Below are 16,416 nucleotides of genomic sequence, written 5' to 3'. Positions count from 1 at the left end.
TTACGACAGATCGTCGTCGTTTTCGTCGATCGGCCTTCGCCGGTCGGTGATCACCTCGGGATAATCCACCTGCATGAAATAGAGCCCTTCGGGCGGGGCCACCGGGCCACACGCCTTGCGGTCCTGCGCCTCGAGCGCGGCCTGGACATCGTCGGGTGTCCATTTGCCTTCGCCGGCGAGCTTCAGCGTGCCGGCGAAGGAGCGGATCTGATTATGGAGGAAACTCTGGGCCGTGGCGCGGATCTCGATCAGTTCGCCGTTGCGCGTCACATCCAGCCGGTCGAGCGTGCGCACCGGGCTGTTCGCCTGGCAATGGGCGGAACGGAAGGTGGAGAAATCGTGCCTGCCGACAAGCCTCTGGGCGGCGGCATGCATGACCTCATGGTCGAGCGTCTTCGGCACCCACCACGCCTTGCCGGCTTCGAGCGCCAGCGGCGCCCGCCGGCTGACGATGCGGTAGAGGTAATGGCGCCTGAGCGCGGAAAAACGCGCATCGAAGAATTCGAGAACCGTCTCGACATCGAGAATGGAGACGCGCTCGCCAGCGAGCCTCAGATGCGCGTTCAAGGCATTCTGCAGCTTATAGGGCGACCAGTCCTTAGAAAGATCGACGTGAATGACCTGCCCCATGGCGTGGACGCCGGAATCGGTGCGTCCGGCGCCGCGGACCGACACGGTCTCGCCGCTCAGCGACAGCACAGCGGCTTCGATCGCCCCCTGTACGGAGGGGCCGTTCTCCTGCCGCTGCCAGCCGACATAGGGGCCGCCGTCATATTCGACGGTCATGCGGTAACGCGGCATCAGGAGAGCCTCGTGCCCGCCGCAAGCGGCGTGCCCCTGAGAAAATCGGCCGCCGCGAGCGGCTTGCCGCCCGCCTTCTGCAGCCGCGTCAGCCTCACCGCGCCCGAGCCGCAGGCGACCACGAGATCATCCGTCAGCAGCTCTCCGGCCGCGCCGTGCCCTTGCGCCAGTTCCGAGCCCAGCACCTTCACCCGTTCCGGCTTGCCGCCGATCTCAAGCTCGAACCATGCGCCGGGAAACGGCGCGAGGCCACGGATATGATTGTGCACGTCCCGCGCATTTCCGGCAAAATCGATGCGCGTCTCGGCCTTGTCGATCTTGGCGGCGTAAAGCACGCCCTCTTGCCGTTGCGGCGTCAGCGGCAGGTCGTTCATCTCCAGCTTCACCATGGCTTCCGCCATCGCCTTGGCACCCACGAGCATCAGCCGGTCGTGCAATTCGCCCGCCGTCATGTTCGAGCCGATTTCGACTTCGCGGGTCAGCGCGACGGCGCCGGTATCCAGCCCCTTGTCCATCTTCATCACCATCATGCCGGTCTTCTCGTCACCGGCCATGATCGCCCGCTGAATGGGCGCGGCACCTCGCCAGCGCGGCAGCAGCGAGGCATGGCCGTTGTAGCAGCCATCCCGGGTGCCGTTCAAAATCGCCTCCGGCAACAGCAACCCGTAAGCGACGACGACGCCGACGTCGGCATTGAAGGCGTCAAACCTCTCGCGCTCCTCCGGGTCTTTGAAATTGGCCGGCGTGAAGACCGGGAGACCGAGCAATTCGGCCGCCTGATGCACGGGCGATTTCTGCAGATCGAGCCCGCGCCGGCCGCCCGGCCGCGGCGGCTGCGTATAGACGGCAACAATCCTGTGGCCCGCCTCGACAAGCAGGCGCAGGGTCGGAACCGAGAACTCGGGCGTTCCCATGAAGATGATGCGAAGAGACATTCTATCTCGCCAATTGAGGATCAACCGTCTTCAAACGGGTTTACGAGCTTGAGATCAAGCCCCTCGAAATCTCTGGTGTTGCGGGTGGCGAGCGTCGCGCCGTTCGAAAGGCAGATGGCGGCAATCATGGCGTCCTGGACCGAAATCGGCCGCCCTATGCTTTCGCGTTTCGCTCGCAAGCGACCGGTCGCCATAGCCGTTTCCAAATCCCAGCCAACAACACGATCACGGAATTGGCCTTTCACCAAATTCTCGACAGCACGAAAGAAGCGGTCCGATCCTGTCTTCAAGAGAACCCTCTCGGCTCCGTAAATCTGCTCCATCAACCCGACCGTGCAAAGCCAGATTCGCGAGCCATCCTGCCGCAATATCCAGGCTTTCACATTTTCATTCGGCAATGGCCTGGCGAACTCCGACACCACATTCGTATCGAGAACGATCATTCGAAATCCTCGAATGGTCGCCCGAAGTCTTTTTTCCGCGCCGCCTCTATTTCTTCCATGATTGCAGCAAATTCGTCATCCACTGCGCCTTCGCTTACGAATGCGGCGCGTATCGCTTCATACGCCGACACAGTCTCGGGTTTCGCTTCAGTTTTTCGTTGAAGCGCTTCCCGTAAAAGCTCCTTGGCCTCATCGGAAAGGCTGTTTCCGCTGCGCTGCGCCGCTTCCGCAATATCTCGCTTCATTGCGTCGGAAATATTTCTGATCAGCAGATCGCCCATGCGACGCCTCCATTATGATATCAGTGATATCATAATACCTTGCCAGCGTATTTTCAATGCGCCGTCAGAGCGCCTTGGACTTCGCCGCCTTGGTGAATTTCTTGATCACCATCTCCCGCTTCAGCCGCGAGATATAATCGATGAAGAGCACGCCGTTCAAGTGGTCGATTTCGTGCTGCAGGCAGGTGGCGAGCAAGCCGTCGGCTTCCACCGTCTGCTCCTTTCCGTTCCGGTCGAGATATTTCACTGAAACGACGGCCGGACGCTCGACCTCGGCATAATAATCCGGAATCGACAGGCACCCCTCCTCGTAGACGGAACGCTCGTCGGAGGATTTGATGATCTCGGGATTGATGAAGACCTGCGGCTGCTTTTCTTCGCCCTCACGCGATACGTCGATGACGAGCATGCGGCGCGGTACGCCGATCTGGATTGCGGCAAGGCCGATGCCCGGCGCGTCGTACATGGTTTCCAGCATATCGTCGGCAAGGCGCTGCAGGTCGGTATCCACCCGCTCGATCGGCTTGGATATCTGGCGGAGGACGGGGTCGGGAAGAATGATGAGTGGCTTAATGGTCATGACGTTCCCATAACCCATCTTTTCCGACTATGGAATTATCCGGCAAGCGGGGAGCGCGCTTTTTTGCTTCCCCGCCCGGAATTTCGCCATATTCGCGTCACGCCGCCCGGCGGGTAGCGACGACGGAATGGCCCTCGGGCCGCGCGCGACAATCTTGGCGAATAGAGCATTCGTTAAATTAGCCCGCGATTTCTTTTTACGAACGAGGAAGAACAGCGGCTTGCGAAGATATTGGGGACCGCCCATTCCGTTCACGCTTTGATCTATATCTAGCCGTTTCTTCTGTTATGGTTGCGGCATGATCAGTCATTCCGAATCGCTCGCCCTTTCCCTTGCCTCGATCAGCCCGGCCATGCTGGCGCTTGCCGGCGGGGTTTTCGCAGTCCTTGCCCTGCTGGTGGTCGTCCTTCTTCTGCGCAGCGCCGGTCTTCGCCGCGAGCAGGCGGAGGAGGCGAACTTCCGTGCGGCGGAAGGCGAGGCGCGCATGGCCGAACTTCTGAAGATCCAGGCGGAGATGCAGGGCCGCATCACGGCAATGGCCGAAGTTTTCGGCGCGCGGCAGAGCGAGCTCAACCAGGCGATCAACCAGCGTCTCGACGGCATGTCGCAGCGCGTCAGCTCGACGATTACCGAGCAGACGAAATCGACGCATGAGAACCTGCAGCGCCTGCAGGAGCGGCTGGCGGTCATCGATGCCGCGCAGAACAATATCCAGACGCTCGCCAAGGATGTCGTCGGGCTGCAGGCCATTCTTTCCAACAAGCAGACACGCGGCGCCTTCGGCCAGTCGCGCATGGAAACGATCATCGCCGACGGCCTGCCGATGGGCGCCTATACCTTCCAGCCCACGCTCTCCAACGGCTCGCGGCCGGACTGCACGATCCGCATGCCGAACGACGCGCCGGCATTGGTCATCGACGCGAAATTTCCGCTCGAAGCCTGGAACGCGATCCGCGACGCGGCCAGCCCCGAGGCCGGCAAGATCGCAAGCCAGCAGTTTCGCCGCGATATGGACGTCCATATCCGGGACATTTCCGAGAAATATCTGATCCAGGGGGAGACCCAGGAGACGGCCTTTCTCTTCGTGCCGTCCGAATCGATCTTCGCCGAGATCCACGAAAACTTCGAGCCGGTGGTGCAGAAGGCGCATCGCTCACGCATCGTCATCGTCTCGCCGTCGCTGCTGATGCTGTCGATCCAGGTCATCCAGGCCGTGCTCAAGGATCAGCGCATGCGGGCGCAAGCGCATCTGATCCAGGGCGAAGTGGCGATCCTGATGGACGATCTCGGCCGCCTCGACGAGCGGGTGCGCAAGCTGCAGGGCCATTTCGCCATGGCGCAGAAGGATATCGACATGGTGGTCACGTCAGCCGACAAGCTGACCAAGCGCGGCGCCAAGATCGAAGCGCTGGAATTCGAGGCGGGCGGCGACGGCAAGCCCGCCCGCGACAGCGAACCCGCGACCAAATCGGTGGAAAGCCGCACCGGTCTTCTGAAGCTCCGGGTGGTTGACGAGGAGTGACCGCTTCAGGCAGTGTCTGCCCCTCATGAAATAGCAGGAGCATGATGTCGTCCGCATGCTCCAAAAGACGGGACAGCCTGATGATCACAGTTTTCGGGTCCATCAACATGGACCTCATCGCCACGACCGAGCGCCTGCCGAAGCCCGGCGAGACGGTGGCCGGCAACGGCTTTGCCACGGCCGCCGGCGGCAAGGGCGCAAACCAGGCGCTGGCAGCACGCCGCGCCGGCCGCTACGTGCATATGGCCGGCGCCGTCGGCAAGGATGCCTTCGCCGCGGACGCGCTTGCCCTGCTCGATGATGCGGGAACCGATCTTTCTCTCATCAGGCATGTCGATGGTCCCACCGGCACGGCGCTGATCCTCGTCGGCGGCGACGGTGAAAACATGATCGCCGTCGTTCCGGGCGCCAACGGGCTCGTCACACCAGCCGATGCCGAAGCGGCGGTCGCCCGCATGAGCGAAGGCGATATCCTGATGCTGCAGCTCGAAGTGCCGGTCCCGGCCGTGGAGCGCGCCTTGTCGGCAGCCCGCGCCAAAGGCATCACCAGCATTCTCAACCTCGCGCCGCTGATCCCCGATGCGCCGCGTCTCGGCCGCCTGGCCGATATCGTCATTGCCAACGAGACCGAGTTCGAGCGGCTCGCCGGGCAGAACGGCCTGGATGCCGGCGCGCGTGAGGCGGCGCTCACCCGCCTGCATCAGGAGACCGGCCAGACCCTGATCGTGACGCTCGGCGGCGACGGGGTCATCGCCATCCGCGACGGCGCGATCTCAAGGGCGCAGGGGCTGGTGATCGAACCCGTCGATACGGTCGGCGCGGGAGATACCTTCTGCGGCTATTTCGCTGCGAGCCTCGACGAAGGCCTCGATTTTGCCTCGGCTTTGCGCCGCGCGGCGGTCGCCGGTTCGCTGGCATGCCTCAAATCAGGGGCGCAGCCTTCGATCCCGTTCAGCGAAGAAGTCGCAGACAGGATATAAACCGCGCCTCTTTGCGAAACCGCCAGCAATGCCCTTTAAATTCAGGGGGGATTCTTGCGGTTTTGCTTAAGTAAGCCACTAAAGTTTCATTCAAATTTAAGAGATCTCTGGCGATGTTGCTGGCGGTCGCCGGTATCTGTTGCCTTTGGTTTGACCGCCCACATGGCTGCTCCATGACGGAGCAAGCCTTCGCTCCTGTGCCGAAGAATGCCCGTTCGGCGCATCCTTGCCCGAGGAACCCCATGTTCATTTTTCGCATGAAATCGCTTGCGGCGAAGCTCATCGTCATCACCGGCATCGCCATCGCGCTTGTTCTCGCCGTTTCGAACTTTTTCCTCATCGGCCAGACCCGGGATCGCGTCCAGACGCTGACGATGGACCAGGCCAACCTCGAGGCAAAATCGATCGCCAACGAAATCGCCGCCAATGTCGGCGAACTCGCCAGCGCCGCACGCAGCATGTCAGGCGTCATCGGCCGTGCCCATGAAGGCAAGTCGCTGGATCGCAAGGGCATGATCAACGTGCTGAAAGCCAATCTCGAACAGAACGCCTTCGCCTTCGGCAGCTGGTTCTGCGAGCAGCTCGGCGCGCTCGACGGCAAGACCACCGAAATCGCCAACAATAACGACGAAGGCACCAATAAGAACGGCGCCTTCACGCCCTACTGGTCGAAGACCAAGGATGGCGGCGTCCAGTATTCGACTTTCGACAATGATTATACCGCCGAATGGTGGAAACTTGCCGCCGACAGCGGCAAGGGCGCGATCACGACGCCCTACCTCGCCGAAGGGACCGACGTACCCACGCTGCTGACATCAATTGCTTATCCCGTCATGTCAGGCGGCAAGATGATCGGCGTCGGCGGCGTCGACATTTCGCTGAAATCGCTGACCGACAAGCTGCAGGCGCTGCATCCTTTCGGCTCCGGCCGCGTCACGCTGCTGTCGCAGGCCGGCAACTGGATCGTCGCGCCGATCCCCGACCTGATGACCAGGCAATATGACGGTGAGGGCGCCGACGTCGTCAAGGCGGCGCTGTCGAACAAACAAGCCGGCCTTGTCAGGAACCTCACCTATGACGGCCTCGATCCCTTCGACCGCGTCGTCTATCCGTTCGAGGTTCCCGGCGTCAACGCCACCTGGGTCGTGCTCGTCGACGTCCCGCATACGGTGATCAACGCGCCGGTACAGGACCAGACCTACATGATGGTCGCCACCGGCCTGATCGTGCTCGGCGCGGTGATGCTCGCGCTCTATTTTGCCGTCCGCTCGTTCGTGCAGCGGCCTCTCGGCAGCCTTGTCGCCAGCGTCAAGGTGCTCAGCGACGGCGAATATGCCAAGCCCGTCGCCGCCCAGGACCGCAGCGACGAGGTCGGTTCGGTCGCCAAGGCGCTCGAAGGCTTCCGCTTCAAGCTCGCCGACTCCAAGCGCCTCGAAAACGAGGCCGCCGACCAGAGGCAGGCCGCCGAGACGGAACGCAGCCGTTCGGAATCGGAACGTCAGCAATCGGTATCGCTGCAGCGTCATATCGTCTCGATCGTCGGCGCCGGCCTCTCCGAATTGTCTCACGGCAATCTGGGTTACCGCATCACCGAAGAATTTCCCGGCGAATACGGCAAGCTGAAACAGGATTTCAACGCCGCTCTTGCGAGCCTCGAAGAGACCATCAACACGCTGACCTTCAGCGTCGCCAATATTGGCTCCGGCACCGGCGAGATCAGCAACAGCGCTTCCGACCTCGCCAAGCGCACCGAACAGCAGGCGGCAAGCCTGGAAGAGACGGCGGCAGCGCTGAACGAGCTCACCGCACAGGTCGATTCCAGCGCCGAGAATGCGCGCACGGCCGCCGAGAACGTCAATCTCGCCTGTGAGGATGCCGAGAAATCGGGCGAAGTGGTGCAGAAGGCGATCGCCTCGATGCACGGGATCGAACAATCGTCAACGGAGGTTTCGCGGATCATCGGCGTCATCGACGAGATCGCCTTCCAGACGAACCTGCTGGCACTCAATGCCGGCGTCGAGGCTGCCCGCGCCGGCGAAGCCGGTAAAGGCTTTGCCGTCGTCGCCCAGGAGGTGCGCGAGCTCGCGCAACGTTCGGCCAATGCCGCCAAGGAGATCAAGACGCTGATCAACACCTCGGCCGTCCAGGTCAAGGAGGGCGTCGATCTCGTCGGCCGCGCCGGCGGCACGCTTCATAAGATCGCCGAGCAGGTCATGGGCATCAACAGCCTCATCCGGCAGATTTCGGCGTCAGCCAGCGAACAGGCGGTCGGCCTGAAGGAAATCAACCAGGCCATGAACCAGATGGACCAGGTGACGCAGCAGAATGCGGCGATGGTGGAAGAAGCGACCGCGGCAAGCGTGGCGCTCAACGACGAGGCGCAGACGCTGAAGGCGCTCGCCACCCGCTTCAGGGTCTCGGGTTCCGGCAACACCGCGGCCCTCGCCTCCGTGGCGCGGCAGATGCGTGCGCCGGCTGCGCCCTCCCCGCAGATCCGTCACGCTGCCACCCCGGCGACCCGCCGCCCCGCGACCGTATCGCATGGCTCGGCTGCCGTGGCGCAGGACAATTGGGAAGAATTCTGACCGTCAGTCCTTCATGAACGAAAAAGGCGCCCGAGAAATCAGGCGCCTTTTTTTCATTCAGGGATCGATGCCGCTCAGGCGGCGTTCGACGTCTGCTCTTCGTTGAGGAAAGCGTAAATCGCCGAGGCGGAATCGGTTGCGCGCAGTTTTGCGACCAGATCGTGGTCACGCAGGACGCGGGCGATGCGCGACAGCGCTTTGAGATGATCGGCGCCGGCGCCCTCCGGGGCAAGCAGCAGGAATACGAGATCGACCGGCTGGTCATCCAGCGCCTCGAAATCGACCGGCTGCTCCAGACGGGCGAAGATGCCGACGATCGAATGGATGTTCACCAGCTTGCCGTGGGGAATGGCGATGCCGTTGCCGACGCCCGTCGAACCCAGGCGCTCGCGCTGCAGGATGACGTCGAAGATCTCCCGCTCGGAAAGCCCGGTGATCCTGGAGGCTCTTGCTGCCAACTCCTGAAGCAATTGTTTCTTGGAATTTACTCTGAGGGCGGGAATGATCGCATCCTGATGGAGCAAATCTGCCAATGCCATTTCTTTTTCCTTCTGTCGCCGGGATCAGATGAAGGAGCGGCGGCAGTACCGCCGCTCACCGCCCTGATCTCAGCCTTTGATATTGGCCGAATCGATCCAGCCAATATTTCCGTCGTGCCGACGGTAAACGATGTTCAGATGTTCCTTGCCGGGGCTGCGGAACAGGAGAAGCGGCTCGTCGGTCATGTCGAGCGCCATCACGGCGGTGGCGACCGACATGGTCTTCAGCTGCTTCGTGCTTTCAGCGACGATCGCCGGGGCGAAATCGTCGGGAATTTCATCTTCGTGATCAGGAACGGAATCCATGACCGTGTAGGAGACTTCTGCAAAACCATTCAGATGGTTTCCGGCATGATGGTCCTTCAGCTTGCGTTTGTAGCGGCGCAAACGCTTTTCGATGCGCTCGGAAGCGGCGTCGAAAGCAAGCTGGGGATCGGTCGCTTCGCCGGCCGCATGCAACACCACGCCACTGTCGAGATGGAGCTTGCAGTCTGCGGAGAAACGGGAACTTGCCTTCACCACGGTCACTTGGCCGGAATACCCCCCGTCGAAGTATTTCGTGATGGCCATACCAATTTGGTCCTCGATCTTTTGACGGAACGATTCACCAATTTCCATATGTTTCCCGGATACACGCACACTCATGGAGTTTCCCTTCTTATGGTCGTTTGCGGGTATCAGTTTACGCCAAGCCTCAGGTTCATCCAAGCACTTCGCGCAATCTCAAGCAAGATCGGCGCAAGCCTGCGTGTCCTTGGTACCCTTTGGATGATGGGGATAACTCCAAATGCCGTTCACGGGCATCGATTGCGGCGGGCTTCTAGACGGAGGCCGTGGAAAAGTCAATAGGACCAAAAGCCCGCCTCAGCGACTCAAGGCAAACACAGAGCGGCGGCACCCGATATGATGTCGGTTGGGATTTGGGGGAGATAGCGGGGCCTGCCGCAGGATACCTCGATCAAGGCCGAAGCATGATCGCCTCAGAAGCCTGAGACCTTGGCGAGCGCCCGCTTTTCGCGGCGCCGCTGCACCGAGGAGGCAATGTTCATCGCCTCCCTGTATTTGGCAACCGTTCGGCGGGCAAGATCGATGCCGCCCTTCTTCAGCATGTCGACGATGTCGTCGTCGGAGAGCACCGCGTCCGGGCTCTCCTGCATGATCAACGCGCGGATCTTGTGACGCACGGCTTCGGCCGAATGGCCGTCGCCGCCCTCGACGGCGCTGATCGAAACCGTGAAGAAATATTTGAGCTCGAAGAGGCCGCGCGGCGTCAGCATGTATTTGTTCGACGTGACGCGGCTGACGGTGGATTCATGCATCTTGATCGCCTCGGCGACCGTCTTCAGGTTCAGCGGGCGCAGATGGTCGACGCCGTGCAGCAGAAAGGCGTCCTGCTGGCGCACGATCTCGCTTGCCACCTTCATGATGGTCTTTGCCCGCTGATCGAGGCTGCGTGTCAGCCAGTTGGCGCTCTGCAGGCATTCGGAGAGGAAGGCGTGATCCTCTCCATTTTTGGTCACGCGGGAAAAATAGGACTGGTTGACCAGCACGCGCGGCAGCGTATCCGGATTGAGCTCGACCAGCCAGCCGGCGTCCGAAGAGGGCCTGACGACGACGTCGGGCATGATCGCTTCGGAAACACCCGCCTCGAAACCGCTGCCGGGCTTCGGATTGAGTTGGCGGATCTCGGCAAGCATGTCGAGAAGGTCTTCCTCGTCGACGCCGCAGAGCCGCTTCAGCGTGGCGAAATCACGCCGGGCCAGAAGTTCGAGGTTTTCGACCAGCGCCTGCATGGCGGGGTCGTACCGGTCCTTCTGCCTGAGCTGGATCGCCAGGCATTCCGAGAGGCTGCGGGCGAAAACACCCGGCGGATCGAGCGTCTGCAGGGCGGTGAGCACGCGCTCGGCCTGCGCGAGGCTCGTGCCCAACCTCTCGCCCGCCTCGGCCATGTCGGCCTGCAGATAACCGGCCTCATCGAGCTGATCGATGAAGTTCTGCGCGATCAGCCGATCGGCCATGTCGGGCAGGACGAAGGGGATCTGCTGGGCGAGGTGATCGCGCAGCGATACCTGGCCGGCGACGAAATCATCGAGGTCGTAATCGGCGGCCTCTCCGCTGCCCGGCATCGATTTCCACTGGCTGACGAGTTCCGGCGCATCGAGGCGCTGCGGCGCACCGTCATCGGGAAAGACATTGGTATAGTTGGCGTCGAGCTCTTCGGTCAGCCGGCTCGTGCTGGCGCTGCCGCCATTGTCGTACCAGTCGCTGGAAAGCGCCTCGGCACGATTGTCGTAACCGTCGTCCGACGCGGCGTCTTCCGGCTGATGGCCATAGTCCCCATCCTCGGCTTCGCCGCGTTCGCTGCCCGCCTCGCCGTCATTTGACGGGAATTCGAGCAGGGGGTTCTTTTCCACTTCCTGGGCGATGAACTGAGTGAGTTCAAAATGCGTCATCTGCAGCAACTGGATGGATTGCATCAATTGCGGTGTCATCACCAATGACTGGTTCTGGCGCAGGAAAAGATTGGCGGACAGTGCCATGACGGACGCGAAACTCCCCACGATTCCTTGGGAAACCGCGTCCGGTCAACGCTTCAGGCCACGGAAATCCAACTTGGCCCAAAAATTGCTTTTTTATTGGATTTGGTCAAGCGGAACTGTGCCGGCATGGTGAATTTCTGCGCGTTCCGCCGTCAGAGGCTGAAATTGTCGCCGAGATAGAGCCGGCGCACTTCCGGATTGTTGACGATGTCGTTCGCCCGGCCATGGGTCAGCACCTCGCCGGCATGGATGATATAGGCGCGGTCGATGAGGCCGAGCGTTTCGCGCACATTATGGTCGGTGATGAGAACGCCGATGCCGCGGGCCGTCAGATGGTGGACGAGGTTCTGGATGTCGGCGACGGAGATCGGGTCGACGCCGGCGAAGGGCTCGTCGAGCAGCATGAAGGTCGGATCGGTGGCAAGGGCGCGAGCGATTTCGAGGCGGCGGCGCTCGCCGCCCGACAGGGCGACGGCGGCACTCTTGCGCAGCTTCTGGATATGGAACTCCTCCAGAAGCTCGTTCAGCTTATGCTCGCGCTCGGCCTTGTCCTTCACATGCACTTCGAGGACGGCGCGGATGTTTTCCTCCACCGTCAGGCCGCGGAAGATCGAGGCTTCCTGCGGCAGATAACCGACGCCGAGGCGCGAGCGGCGGTACATCGGCATGGTCGTGACTTCGTTTCCGTCGATCTCGATCGTGCCTTCATCCACCGGCACGAGGCCGGTGATCATGTAAAAACAGGTGGTCTTGCCGGCGCCGTTCGGACCGAGCAGGCCGACGGCCTCGCCACGGCGCACCACCAGCGAGACGCCGTTGACGACGCGGCGCGTCGCATAGGTCTTCGTCAGACCACGTGCGATCAGCGTTCCCTGATAGCGACTCTTGTCGGCGGCGCCCGCAGCTTGCGGCTCGGGCTTGCCGAACATGGTGGATAGCGATGATAATTTCACGTGGGAGGCCGGTTTCAGTTCTGCTTCTGCTGCTGCGGATTCTGCTGCGATTTCGGATCGAGCTGAATTTGGACACGCCCGCCGCAGCTTTCAAGCTCCGCCTGACCGGTTTGCATGTGAACGGTCAGCTTGCAGCCGGTAAAGACGTTCGGCCCATCCGACAGGATGACCTTGTTTCCCTCATCCGCCGTCAGGATGAATGTCTGCGAGGCCATGTCGAAATTGCCGTCATCGGCAGTCGCCGTCTGCGTACCCGAAACCAGGTAGACCTTGTCCGTCACCAGGATCTTGTCGATGTCGGCACTTCCCGATGCAAGCGAGCCAGACTGCTGCGCCTTTGTCTCGGGCTGAGCCGGAGCGGCGCCCGGCTTTGCCGCCTTGTCCTTGTAGTAGACGGTCATCTTGCCCGACTGCATCGTCGTCGTCCCCTGCACGACCTTGACGTTGCCGGTGAACAGAGCCGTGTGCTCCTGATCGTGGATCTCGAGCTTGTCGCTTTCGATCTGGATCGGCTGGTCGTTGGAAAGCTTCATGCCCGACATCGTCGTCGACTGCGCACCCGCGCCCGAAGCCGTCAGAATAAGGGCAAATGCGCCGGCAATGAGTGCAATGCCAGTCTTGCAAGTGGAGATGCGACAATCTTTTGTCATGGTGACCCGGCTGGTTAAGTGCCCTGTTTATGGATGGTGGTTGGATCGACATTCATGCGAACATTCCCCTCGAATGTGATCACGCGCCCCTTATCGGTTATCTGAAGCGTCTTCGCAACAATGGAGGCATTGTCCTTGGTGATGGTGACGGGGTCGTCACTCCGCATGTTTCCGCCCTTGATGTCGAGATGGGCGGACTGGAATTTCGCGTTGAGGCCGCTGCTCAGCACCAGGGTGAAGGGAGCGGTCATGTGCAGGTTGTCCGTGGCGCGATTGTAGTCGGCGGTCGAGGCGACGACACGGGCGATCAGGCCGTCATTCATCGGCACGGCGGCCTTGATGGTTTCGAGCGTGATGAGATCGGGATCGCGGATATCCTGCAGCGCCCTCTCGGCAAGCATGGAATAATTGATGCCGTCGGAATTGCGCCCGGATATCGCCGGCTTTTCCATCACGACCTTGCCGTTTTCGATCTTGGCGCCTTCGATCTTGATGTTCTCGGGCAGATAGGTGCGGATCACCGACACCGCGATGAAAGCCAAAGACACGATGAGGGCTGCCGCCGGCAGCAGGACCTTCAGCCGCCGCACGCGGGCGGAATGGAACAACGCATCGCCATAGGGGGTCTTGCCGGACCCCGCAAAAGCGGCGCTTCCGTTGTTCTTCAGGGTATCGAGCATATGCCTCGTCCATGTGCGGTGATCGCCGCGCCTTCGTAACAAAGCCGGCCGCCAATCACAGTTCGTTTCGCATTATTACATTGGCTTGCCAATATGGAATTTTTTCTGCAACAAGCAACAAAACGGAAAAACATCAAAAAGTGGCATTCGTACGTGCCGCTGCCACCCTATTTCACCGGTCCATCGGCGGCATGCCGAAGGCCGGAGCCCAGCGCTGGAGGTTTTCATGGACAGTTCGATCATTGCCGATCGCCGGCGGCTGCGCCGCAAGCTCGGCTTCTGGCGCCTCATTGCGGTGGCCCTGATCGTGGCGCTTGGCTTCGCTTTCTACCGTTTCGCTCTCGGCGATGCCGGGACGGTGCGTCCGCATGTCGCCCATGTGACGATATCGGGACTGATCGTCGACGACGACGAGCTTCTGGAGCGTTTGAAGAAGATCGAGACCGACAATCAGGTGAAGGCGGTGGTGATTTCCATTTCCTCGCCGGGCGGCACGACCTATGGCGGCGAAAAAATCTTCAAGGCGATCCGGGCGATTGCGGCCAAGAAGCCTGTTGTCTCCGACGTGCGCACGCTTGCTGCCTCCGCCGGCTACATGATCGCCACCGCCGGCGATACGATCATTGCCGGCGACAGCTCGATCACCGGCTCGATCGGCGTCATCTTCCAATATCCGCAGATCCAGCCGCTGCTCGACAAGATCGGCGTATCGCTGCAGGAGATCAAATCCTCGCCGCTGAAGGCCGAGCCCTCTCCCTTCCACGAGGCGAGCGAGGAGGCAAAGGCGATGATCCGCAACATGGTGGTCGACAGCTACAACTGGTTCGTCGATCTGGTCGCCGACCGGCGCAAGCTGCCGCGGGACGAGGTGCTGAAACTGGCCGACGGCACGATCTATACCGGCCGGCAGGCGCTGAAGGTGAAACTCGTCGATACGATCGGCGGCGAAGCGGAAATCCGGGCCTACCTGACGTCGCGCGGCATCGACGCCGATCTGCCGATGGTGGACTGGGACAAGAAGAGCAATACGCCCTTTCTGCTCGCTGGGGCTGTTTCACGGTTGATTGCGATCTTCGGTTATGATGATCTCGCGAAATCCCAGGATCTGAATGGAATCCTGCCCCCAAAGTTGCTTCTTGACGGGCTGCTTTCAGTTTGGCAGGTTGGCCGCGATTGATAAGAAATCAATAATTTAAGGGGGCGACTGTGATCAAGTCCGAATTGGTGCAGATTGTTGCGGCACGCAACCCGCATCTCTATCATCGCGACGTCGAGAATATCGTCAACGCGGTTCTCGACGAGATCACCGATGCACTGGCTGCGGGCAACCGCGTCGAATTGCGCGGCTTCGGCGCGTTTTCCGTCAAGAACCGCCCTTCCCGCTCCGGCCGCAATCCGCGGACGGGCGATACGGTCTTCGTCGAGGAGAAGTGGGTTCCCTTCTTTAAAACAGGCAAGGAGCTGCGCGAGCGGCTCAACCCGGGCCAGGCCGACGAAGAGGATTGAGCGGCGAGCCGCCTGCGGCGAAACCGCACTTGAACTTGAAGGCCGTTTTCCTATTCTGCTAGCACCGGCCCGAAAAGACCGGTGCAATCCGGCATGTGGAGATTTCAAATGGCCAAGAAAATCGTCAACCTTTTGATTCTGCTGCCGCTCGGCGTCATCCTCATCGTCTTCTGCGTCGCCAACCGGCAGAGCGTCACGCTCGCCTTCAATCCGTTCAGGCCCGAAGATCCGGTGCTTGCAGTTTCCGCGCCCTTCTTCGTCTTCCTGTTCATCGCGCTGATAGCAGGCATGCTGATCGGCTCGGCCGCCACCTGGTTCGGCCAGGGCAAACATCGCAAGCGCGCCCGCACCGAGGCGAAGGAAGCGATCCGCTGGCAGAGCGAAGCCGACCGCCACAAGAGCCGCGCTGAAGAAATTGCCGGGCAGCTGCCGTCGCGGTAAGCATTTCGGCCGCCAGATTTGACGGTCTGTCAGGCCGGCAAGAAGCTCAGTTCCTCATAATCGCCTTCCGGCGAGGCACCATTGCCGGTAACCTGGAAACCATGGGAGAGGTAGAAGGCCTTCGCCCGCCGGTTCTTCACCAGGCATTTCAGCCGGTATTTATGGCGCGGCCATTCCGGCAGCGCCCGCAGCAGCGCCGTGCCGGCACCGCCGCCCTGATATTCCGGGCGGATATACAGCATGTGAATGAAATCATCCGCCGGCCAGAGCGAGAGGAAGCCTGCTACGCTGCCACCCTCATGCTCGCAGACGAAGATCGTCTCGCCATTGGTATGGGCGGCGAAATCCTCGCGGTGGAACTTGCCGGGATCGACCCAGACGAATGTTTCCCGGCGCACGGACAGATAGATCTCCGCGAGCGCTTCCTGGTCTTCCGCCTGCGGCGGCCTGATGGTCCATGTCATGATTCCGGCTTAAACCAAGCCCCTGCCCACGCCAAGCCCATGGCATGCGCGTTCGGCGGTTCAATCAGCCGCCATTTTCGCGACGACGGCGGCATTGAAATCCGAAAAGAAACCCTCGGCCAGCCTCTGCGAGGTCGAATCGAGCAGGCGCCCTCCGAGCTGAGCGAGCTTGCCGCCGAGTTCGGCCCTGGCGCGGTAATGCAGGACCGTCTCTGCGCCTGCGTCCTCAAGCATGACGTCGGCGCTGCCCCTGGCGAAGCCGGCAAGACCGCCCTTGCCTTCGGCCGACAGCGTATAACGTCTCGGCGCATCGACGTTAGAGAGCATCAGCAGGCCGTGGAAGGTGGCGGAGAGCAGGCTGAACTTGACCTTGATCGTCGCTTCGAAGGTATCGGGCGACAGCCGCTCGATGTTTTGGCAACCGGGAATGCAGCCGCGCATGATCTCAGGGTCGTTGAGCGCAGCCCAGACGGCGTCCCGGGGCGCAGCGATGCGTTCTTCGCCGGTGAAATCCAT

Annotated in this window: 19 protein-coding genes; 6 read left to right on the top strand and 13 right to left on the bottom strand. The window is 61.3% G+C overall.

What is annotated here, in order from left to right; translation table 11 throughout:
• The 5 genes from truA to def form a co-directional block, all read right to left on the bottom strand.
• Entirely contained in the window at positions 1-801 is an 801-nt protein-coding gene (gene truA / locus ATY78_RS22655; protein ID WP_088684534.1) for a tRNA pseudouridine(38-40) synthase TruA, read from the bottom strand.
• Complete coding sequence (fmt, locus tag ATY78_RS22650; protein WP_088684533.1) at positions 801-1,736, bottom strand: methionyl-tRNA formyltransferase; 936 nt, start codon at positions 1,734-1,736, stop codon at positions 801-803. The genes truA and fmt overlap by 1 nt, the downstream gene beginning before the upstream one ends.
• A 20-nt stretch (positions 1,737-1,756) precedes the next feature.
• Positions 1,757-2,179, bottom strand: coding sequence for a type II toxin-antitoxin system VapC family toxin (locus ATY78_RS22645; protein ID WP_088684532.1), 423 nt, complete (start codon positions 2,177-2,179; stop codon positions 1,757-1,759).
• Positions 2,176-2,460: a plasmid stabilization protein gene (locus ATY78_RS22640; protein ID WP_088684531.1), complete on the bottom strand. Its 285-nt coding sequence runs from the start codon at positions 2,458-2,460 to the stop codon at positions 2,176-2,178. Before ATY78_RS22640 ends, ATY78_RS22645 begins: the two co-directional genes overlap by 4 nt.
• Before the next feature lie 64 nt (positions 2,461-2,524).
• Positions 2,525-3,040 (bottom strand): peptide deformylase, encoded by a 516-nt coding sequence (def, locus tag ATY78_RS22635; RefSeq protein WP_088684611.1) that lies wholly within the window; start codon positions 3,038-3,040, stop codon positions 2,525-2,527.
• A gap of 298 nt (positions 3,041-3,338) precedes the next feature.
• Between def and ATY78_RS22630 the strand changes: the two genes are divergently transcribed.
• The 3 genes from ATY78_RS22630 (at position 3,339) to ATY78_RS22620 (ending at position 8,127) form a co-directional block, all read left to right on the top strand.
• On the top strand, positions 3,339-4,562 hold the full coding sequence (locus ATY78_RS22630; protein WP_088684530.1) for a DNA recombination protein RmuC: 1,224 nt from the start codon (positions 3,339-3,341) through the stop codon (positions 4,560-4,562).
• 80 nt (positions 4,563-4,642) lie between these two features.
• Complete coding sequence (locus ATY78_RS22625) at positions 4,643-5,542, top strand: ribokinase (protein WP_088684610.1); 900 nt, start codon at positions 4,643-4,645, stop codon at positions 5,540-5,542.
• A gap of 242 nt (positions 5,543-5,784) precedes the next feature.
• A complete protein-coding gene (locus ATY78_RS22620) occupies positions 5,785-8,127 on the top strand; it encodes a methyl-accepting chemotaxis protein (protein ID WP_088684529.1) in 2,343 nt (780 codons plus the stop codon).
• 74 nt (positions 8,128-8,201) lie between these two features.
• Here ATY78_RS22620 and ptsN read toward each other — a convergent pair whose 3' ends face one another.
• The 6 genes from ptsN to lptC form a co-directional block, all read right to left on the bottom strand.
• Entirely contained in the window at positions 8,202-8,666 is a 465-nt protein-coding gene (gene ptsN / locus ATY78_RS22615; protein ID WP_065281989.1) for a PTS IIA-like nitrogen regulatory protein PtsN, read from the bottom strand.
• Between the two features lie 69 nt (positions 8,667-8,735).
• A complete protein-coding gene (gene raiA / locus ATY78_RS22610; RefSeq protein ID WP_004674094.1) occupies positions 8,736-9,311 on the bottom strand; it encodes a ribosome-associated translation inhibitor RaiA in 576 nt (191 codons plus the stop codon).
• Between the two features lie 335 nt (positions 9,312-9,646).
• A complete protein-coding gene (gene rpoN / locus ATY78_RS22605) occupies positions 9,647-11,206 on the bottom strand; it encodes an RNA polymerase factor sigma-54 (RefSeq protein WP_088684528.1) in 1,560 nt (519 codons plus the stop codon).
• 152 nt (positions 11,207-11,358) lie between these two features.
• The gene (lptB, locus tag ATY78_RS22595) at positions 11,359-12,135 is read right to left on the bottom strand and encodes an LPS export ABC transporter ATP-binding protein (RefSeq protein WP_088684527.1); all 777 of its coding nucleotides are present in this window, start codon (positions 12,133-12,135) and stop codon (positions 11,359-11,361) included.
• Positions 12,136-12,173: 38 nt separating this feature from the next.
• Entirely contained in the window at positions 12,174-12,809 is a 636-nt protein-coding gene (locus ATY78_RS22590; protein WP_088684526.1) for an LptA/OstA family protein, read from the bottom strand.
• 14 nt (positions 12,810-12,823) lie between these two features.
• Positions 12,824-13,489: an LPS export ABC transporter periplasmic protein LptC gene (lptC, locus tag ATY78_RS22585; RefSeq protein WP_088684525.1), complete on the bottom strand. Its 666-nt coding sequence runs from the start codon at positions 13,487-13,489 to the stop codon at positions 12,824-12,826.
• Between the two features lie 226 nt (positions 13,490-13,715).
• On the opposite strand from lptC, the gene sppA reads away from it, so the two are divergent.
• From sppA to ATY78_RS22570, 3 genes are all read left to right on the top strand, one after another.
• On the top strand, positions 13,716-14,666 hold the full coding sequence (gene sppA, locus ATY78_RS22580; RefSeq protein ID WP_088684524.1) for a signal peptide peptidase SppA: 951 nt from the start codon (positions 13,716-13,718) through the stop codon (positions 14,664-14,666).
• Positions 14,667-14,695: 29 nt separating this feature from the next.
• Positions 14,696-14,995, top strand: coding sequence for an integration host factor subunit beta (locus ATY78_RS22575; RefSeq protein ID WP_003544934.1), 300 nt, complete (start codon positions 14,696-14,698; stop codon positions 14,993-14,995).
• 108 nt (positions 14,996-15,103) lie between these two features.
• Entirely contained in the window at positions 15,104-15,436 is a 333-nt protein-coding gene (locus ATY78_RS22570; RefSeq protein ID WP_088684523.1) for a LapA family protein, read from the top strand.
• A 29-nt stretch (positions 15,437-15,465) separates the two neighbouring features.
• On the opposite strand, the gene ATY78_RS22565 is transcribed toward ATY78_RS22570, so the two are convergent.
• Positions 15,466-15,900 (bottom strand): GNAT family N-acetyltransferase, encoded by a 435-nt coding sequence (locus ATY78_RS22565; protein WP_088684522.1) that lies wholly within the window; start codon positions 15,898-15,900, stop codon positions 15,466-15,468.
• Between the two features lie 60 nt (positions 15,901-15,960).
• A complete protein-coding gene (locus tag ATY78_RS22560; RefSeq protein ID WP_088684521.1) occupies positions 15,961-16,416 on the bottom strand; it encodes a carbon monoxide dehydrogenase subunit G in 456 nt (151 codons plus the stop codon).

Origin of the sequence: Rhizobium sp. R635, from assembly GCF_002211285.1 — a bacterium.
In the GTDB taxonomy this organism is placed as follows: Bacteria; Pseudomonadota; Alphaproteobacteria; order Rhizobiales; family Rhizobiaceae; genus Rhizobium.
The sequence above is the reverse complement of the archived record's forward strand: the minus strand, read 5'-3'. Positions and strand labels throughout refer to the sequence as shown.

Excerpts from the sequence above, each read along its gene's own strand:
- fmt (WP_088684533.1), bottom strand. The coding sequence starts at position 1,736 with ATGTCTCTTCGCATCATCTTCATGGGAACGCCCGAGTTCTCGGTTCCG.
- ATY78_RS22565 (WP_088684522.1), bottom strand. The coding sequence starts at position 15,900 with ATGACATGGACCATCAGGCCGCCGCAGGCGGAAGACCAGGAAGCGCTC.
- sppA (WP_088684524.1), top strand. The coding sequence starts at position 13,716 with ATGGACAGTTCGATCATTGCCGATCGCCGGCGGCTGCGCCGCAAGCTC.
- ptsN (WP_065281989.1), bottom strand. The coding sequence starts at position 8,666 with ATGGCATTGGCAGATTTGCTCCATCAGGATGCGATCATTCCCGCCCTC.
- ATY78_RS22645 (WP_088684532.1), bottom strand. The coding sequence starts at position 2,179 with ATGATCGTTCTCGATACGAATGTGGTGTCGGAGTTCGCCAGGCCATTG.
- ATY78_RS22570 (WP_088684523.1), top strand. The coding sequence starts at position 15,104 with ATGGCCAAGAAAATCGTCAACCTTTTGATTCTGCTGCCGCTCGGCGTC.
- rpoN (WP_088684528.1), bottom strand. The coding sequence starts at position 11,206 with ATGGCACTGTCCGCCAATCTTTTCCTGCGCCAGAACCAGTCATTGGTG.
- lptB (WP_088684527.1), bottom strand. The coding sequence starts at position 12,135 with ATGTTCGGCAAGCCCGAGCCGCAAGCTGCGGGCGCCGCCGACAAGAGT.
- ATY78_RS22620 (WP_088684529.1), top strand. The coding sequence starts at position 5,785 with ATGTTCATTTTTCGCATGAAATCGCTTGCGGCGAAGCTCATCGTCATC.
- def (WP_088684611.1), bottom strand. The coding sequence starts at position 3,040 with ATGACCATTAAGCCACTCATCATTCTTCCCGACCCCGTCCTCCGCCAG.
- ATY78_RS22560 (WP_088684521.1), bottom strand. The coding sequence starts at position 16,416 with ATGGATTTCACCGGCGAAGAACGCATCGCTGCGCCCCGGGACGCCGTC.
- raiA (WP_004674094.1), bottom strand. The coding sequence starts at position 9,311 with ATGAGTGTGCGTGTATCCGGGAAACATATGGAAATTGGTGAATCGTTC.
- truA (WP_088684534.1), bottom strand. The coding sequence starts at position 801 with ATGCCGCGTTACCGCATGACCGTCGAATATGACGGCGGCCCCTATGTC.
- ATY78_RS22590 (WP_088684526.1), bottom strand. The coding sequence starts at position 12,809 with ATGACAAAAGATTGTCGCATCTCCACTTGCAAGACTGGCATTGCACTC.
- ATY78_RS22640 (WP_088684531.1), bottom strand. The coding sequence starts at position 2,460 with ATGGGCGATCTGCTGATCAGAAATATTTCCGACGCAATGAAGCGAGAT.
- ATY78_RS22630 (WP_088684530.1), top strand. The coding sequence starts at position 3,339 with ATGATCAGTCATTCCGAATCGCTCGCCCTTTCCCTTGCCTCGATCAGC.
- ATY78_RS22625 (WP_088684610.1), top strand. The coding sequence starts at position 4,643 with ATGATCACAGTTTTCGGGTCCATCAACATGGACCTCATCGCCACGACC.
- lptC (WP_088684525.1), bottom strand. The coding sequence starts at position 13,489 with ATGCTCGATACCCTGAAGAACAACGGAAGCGCCGCTTTTGCGGGGTCC.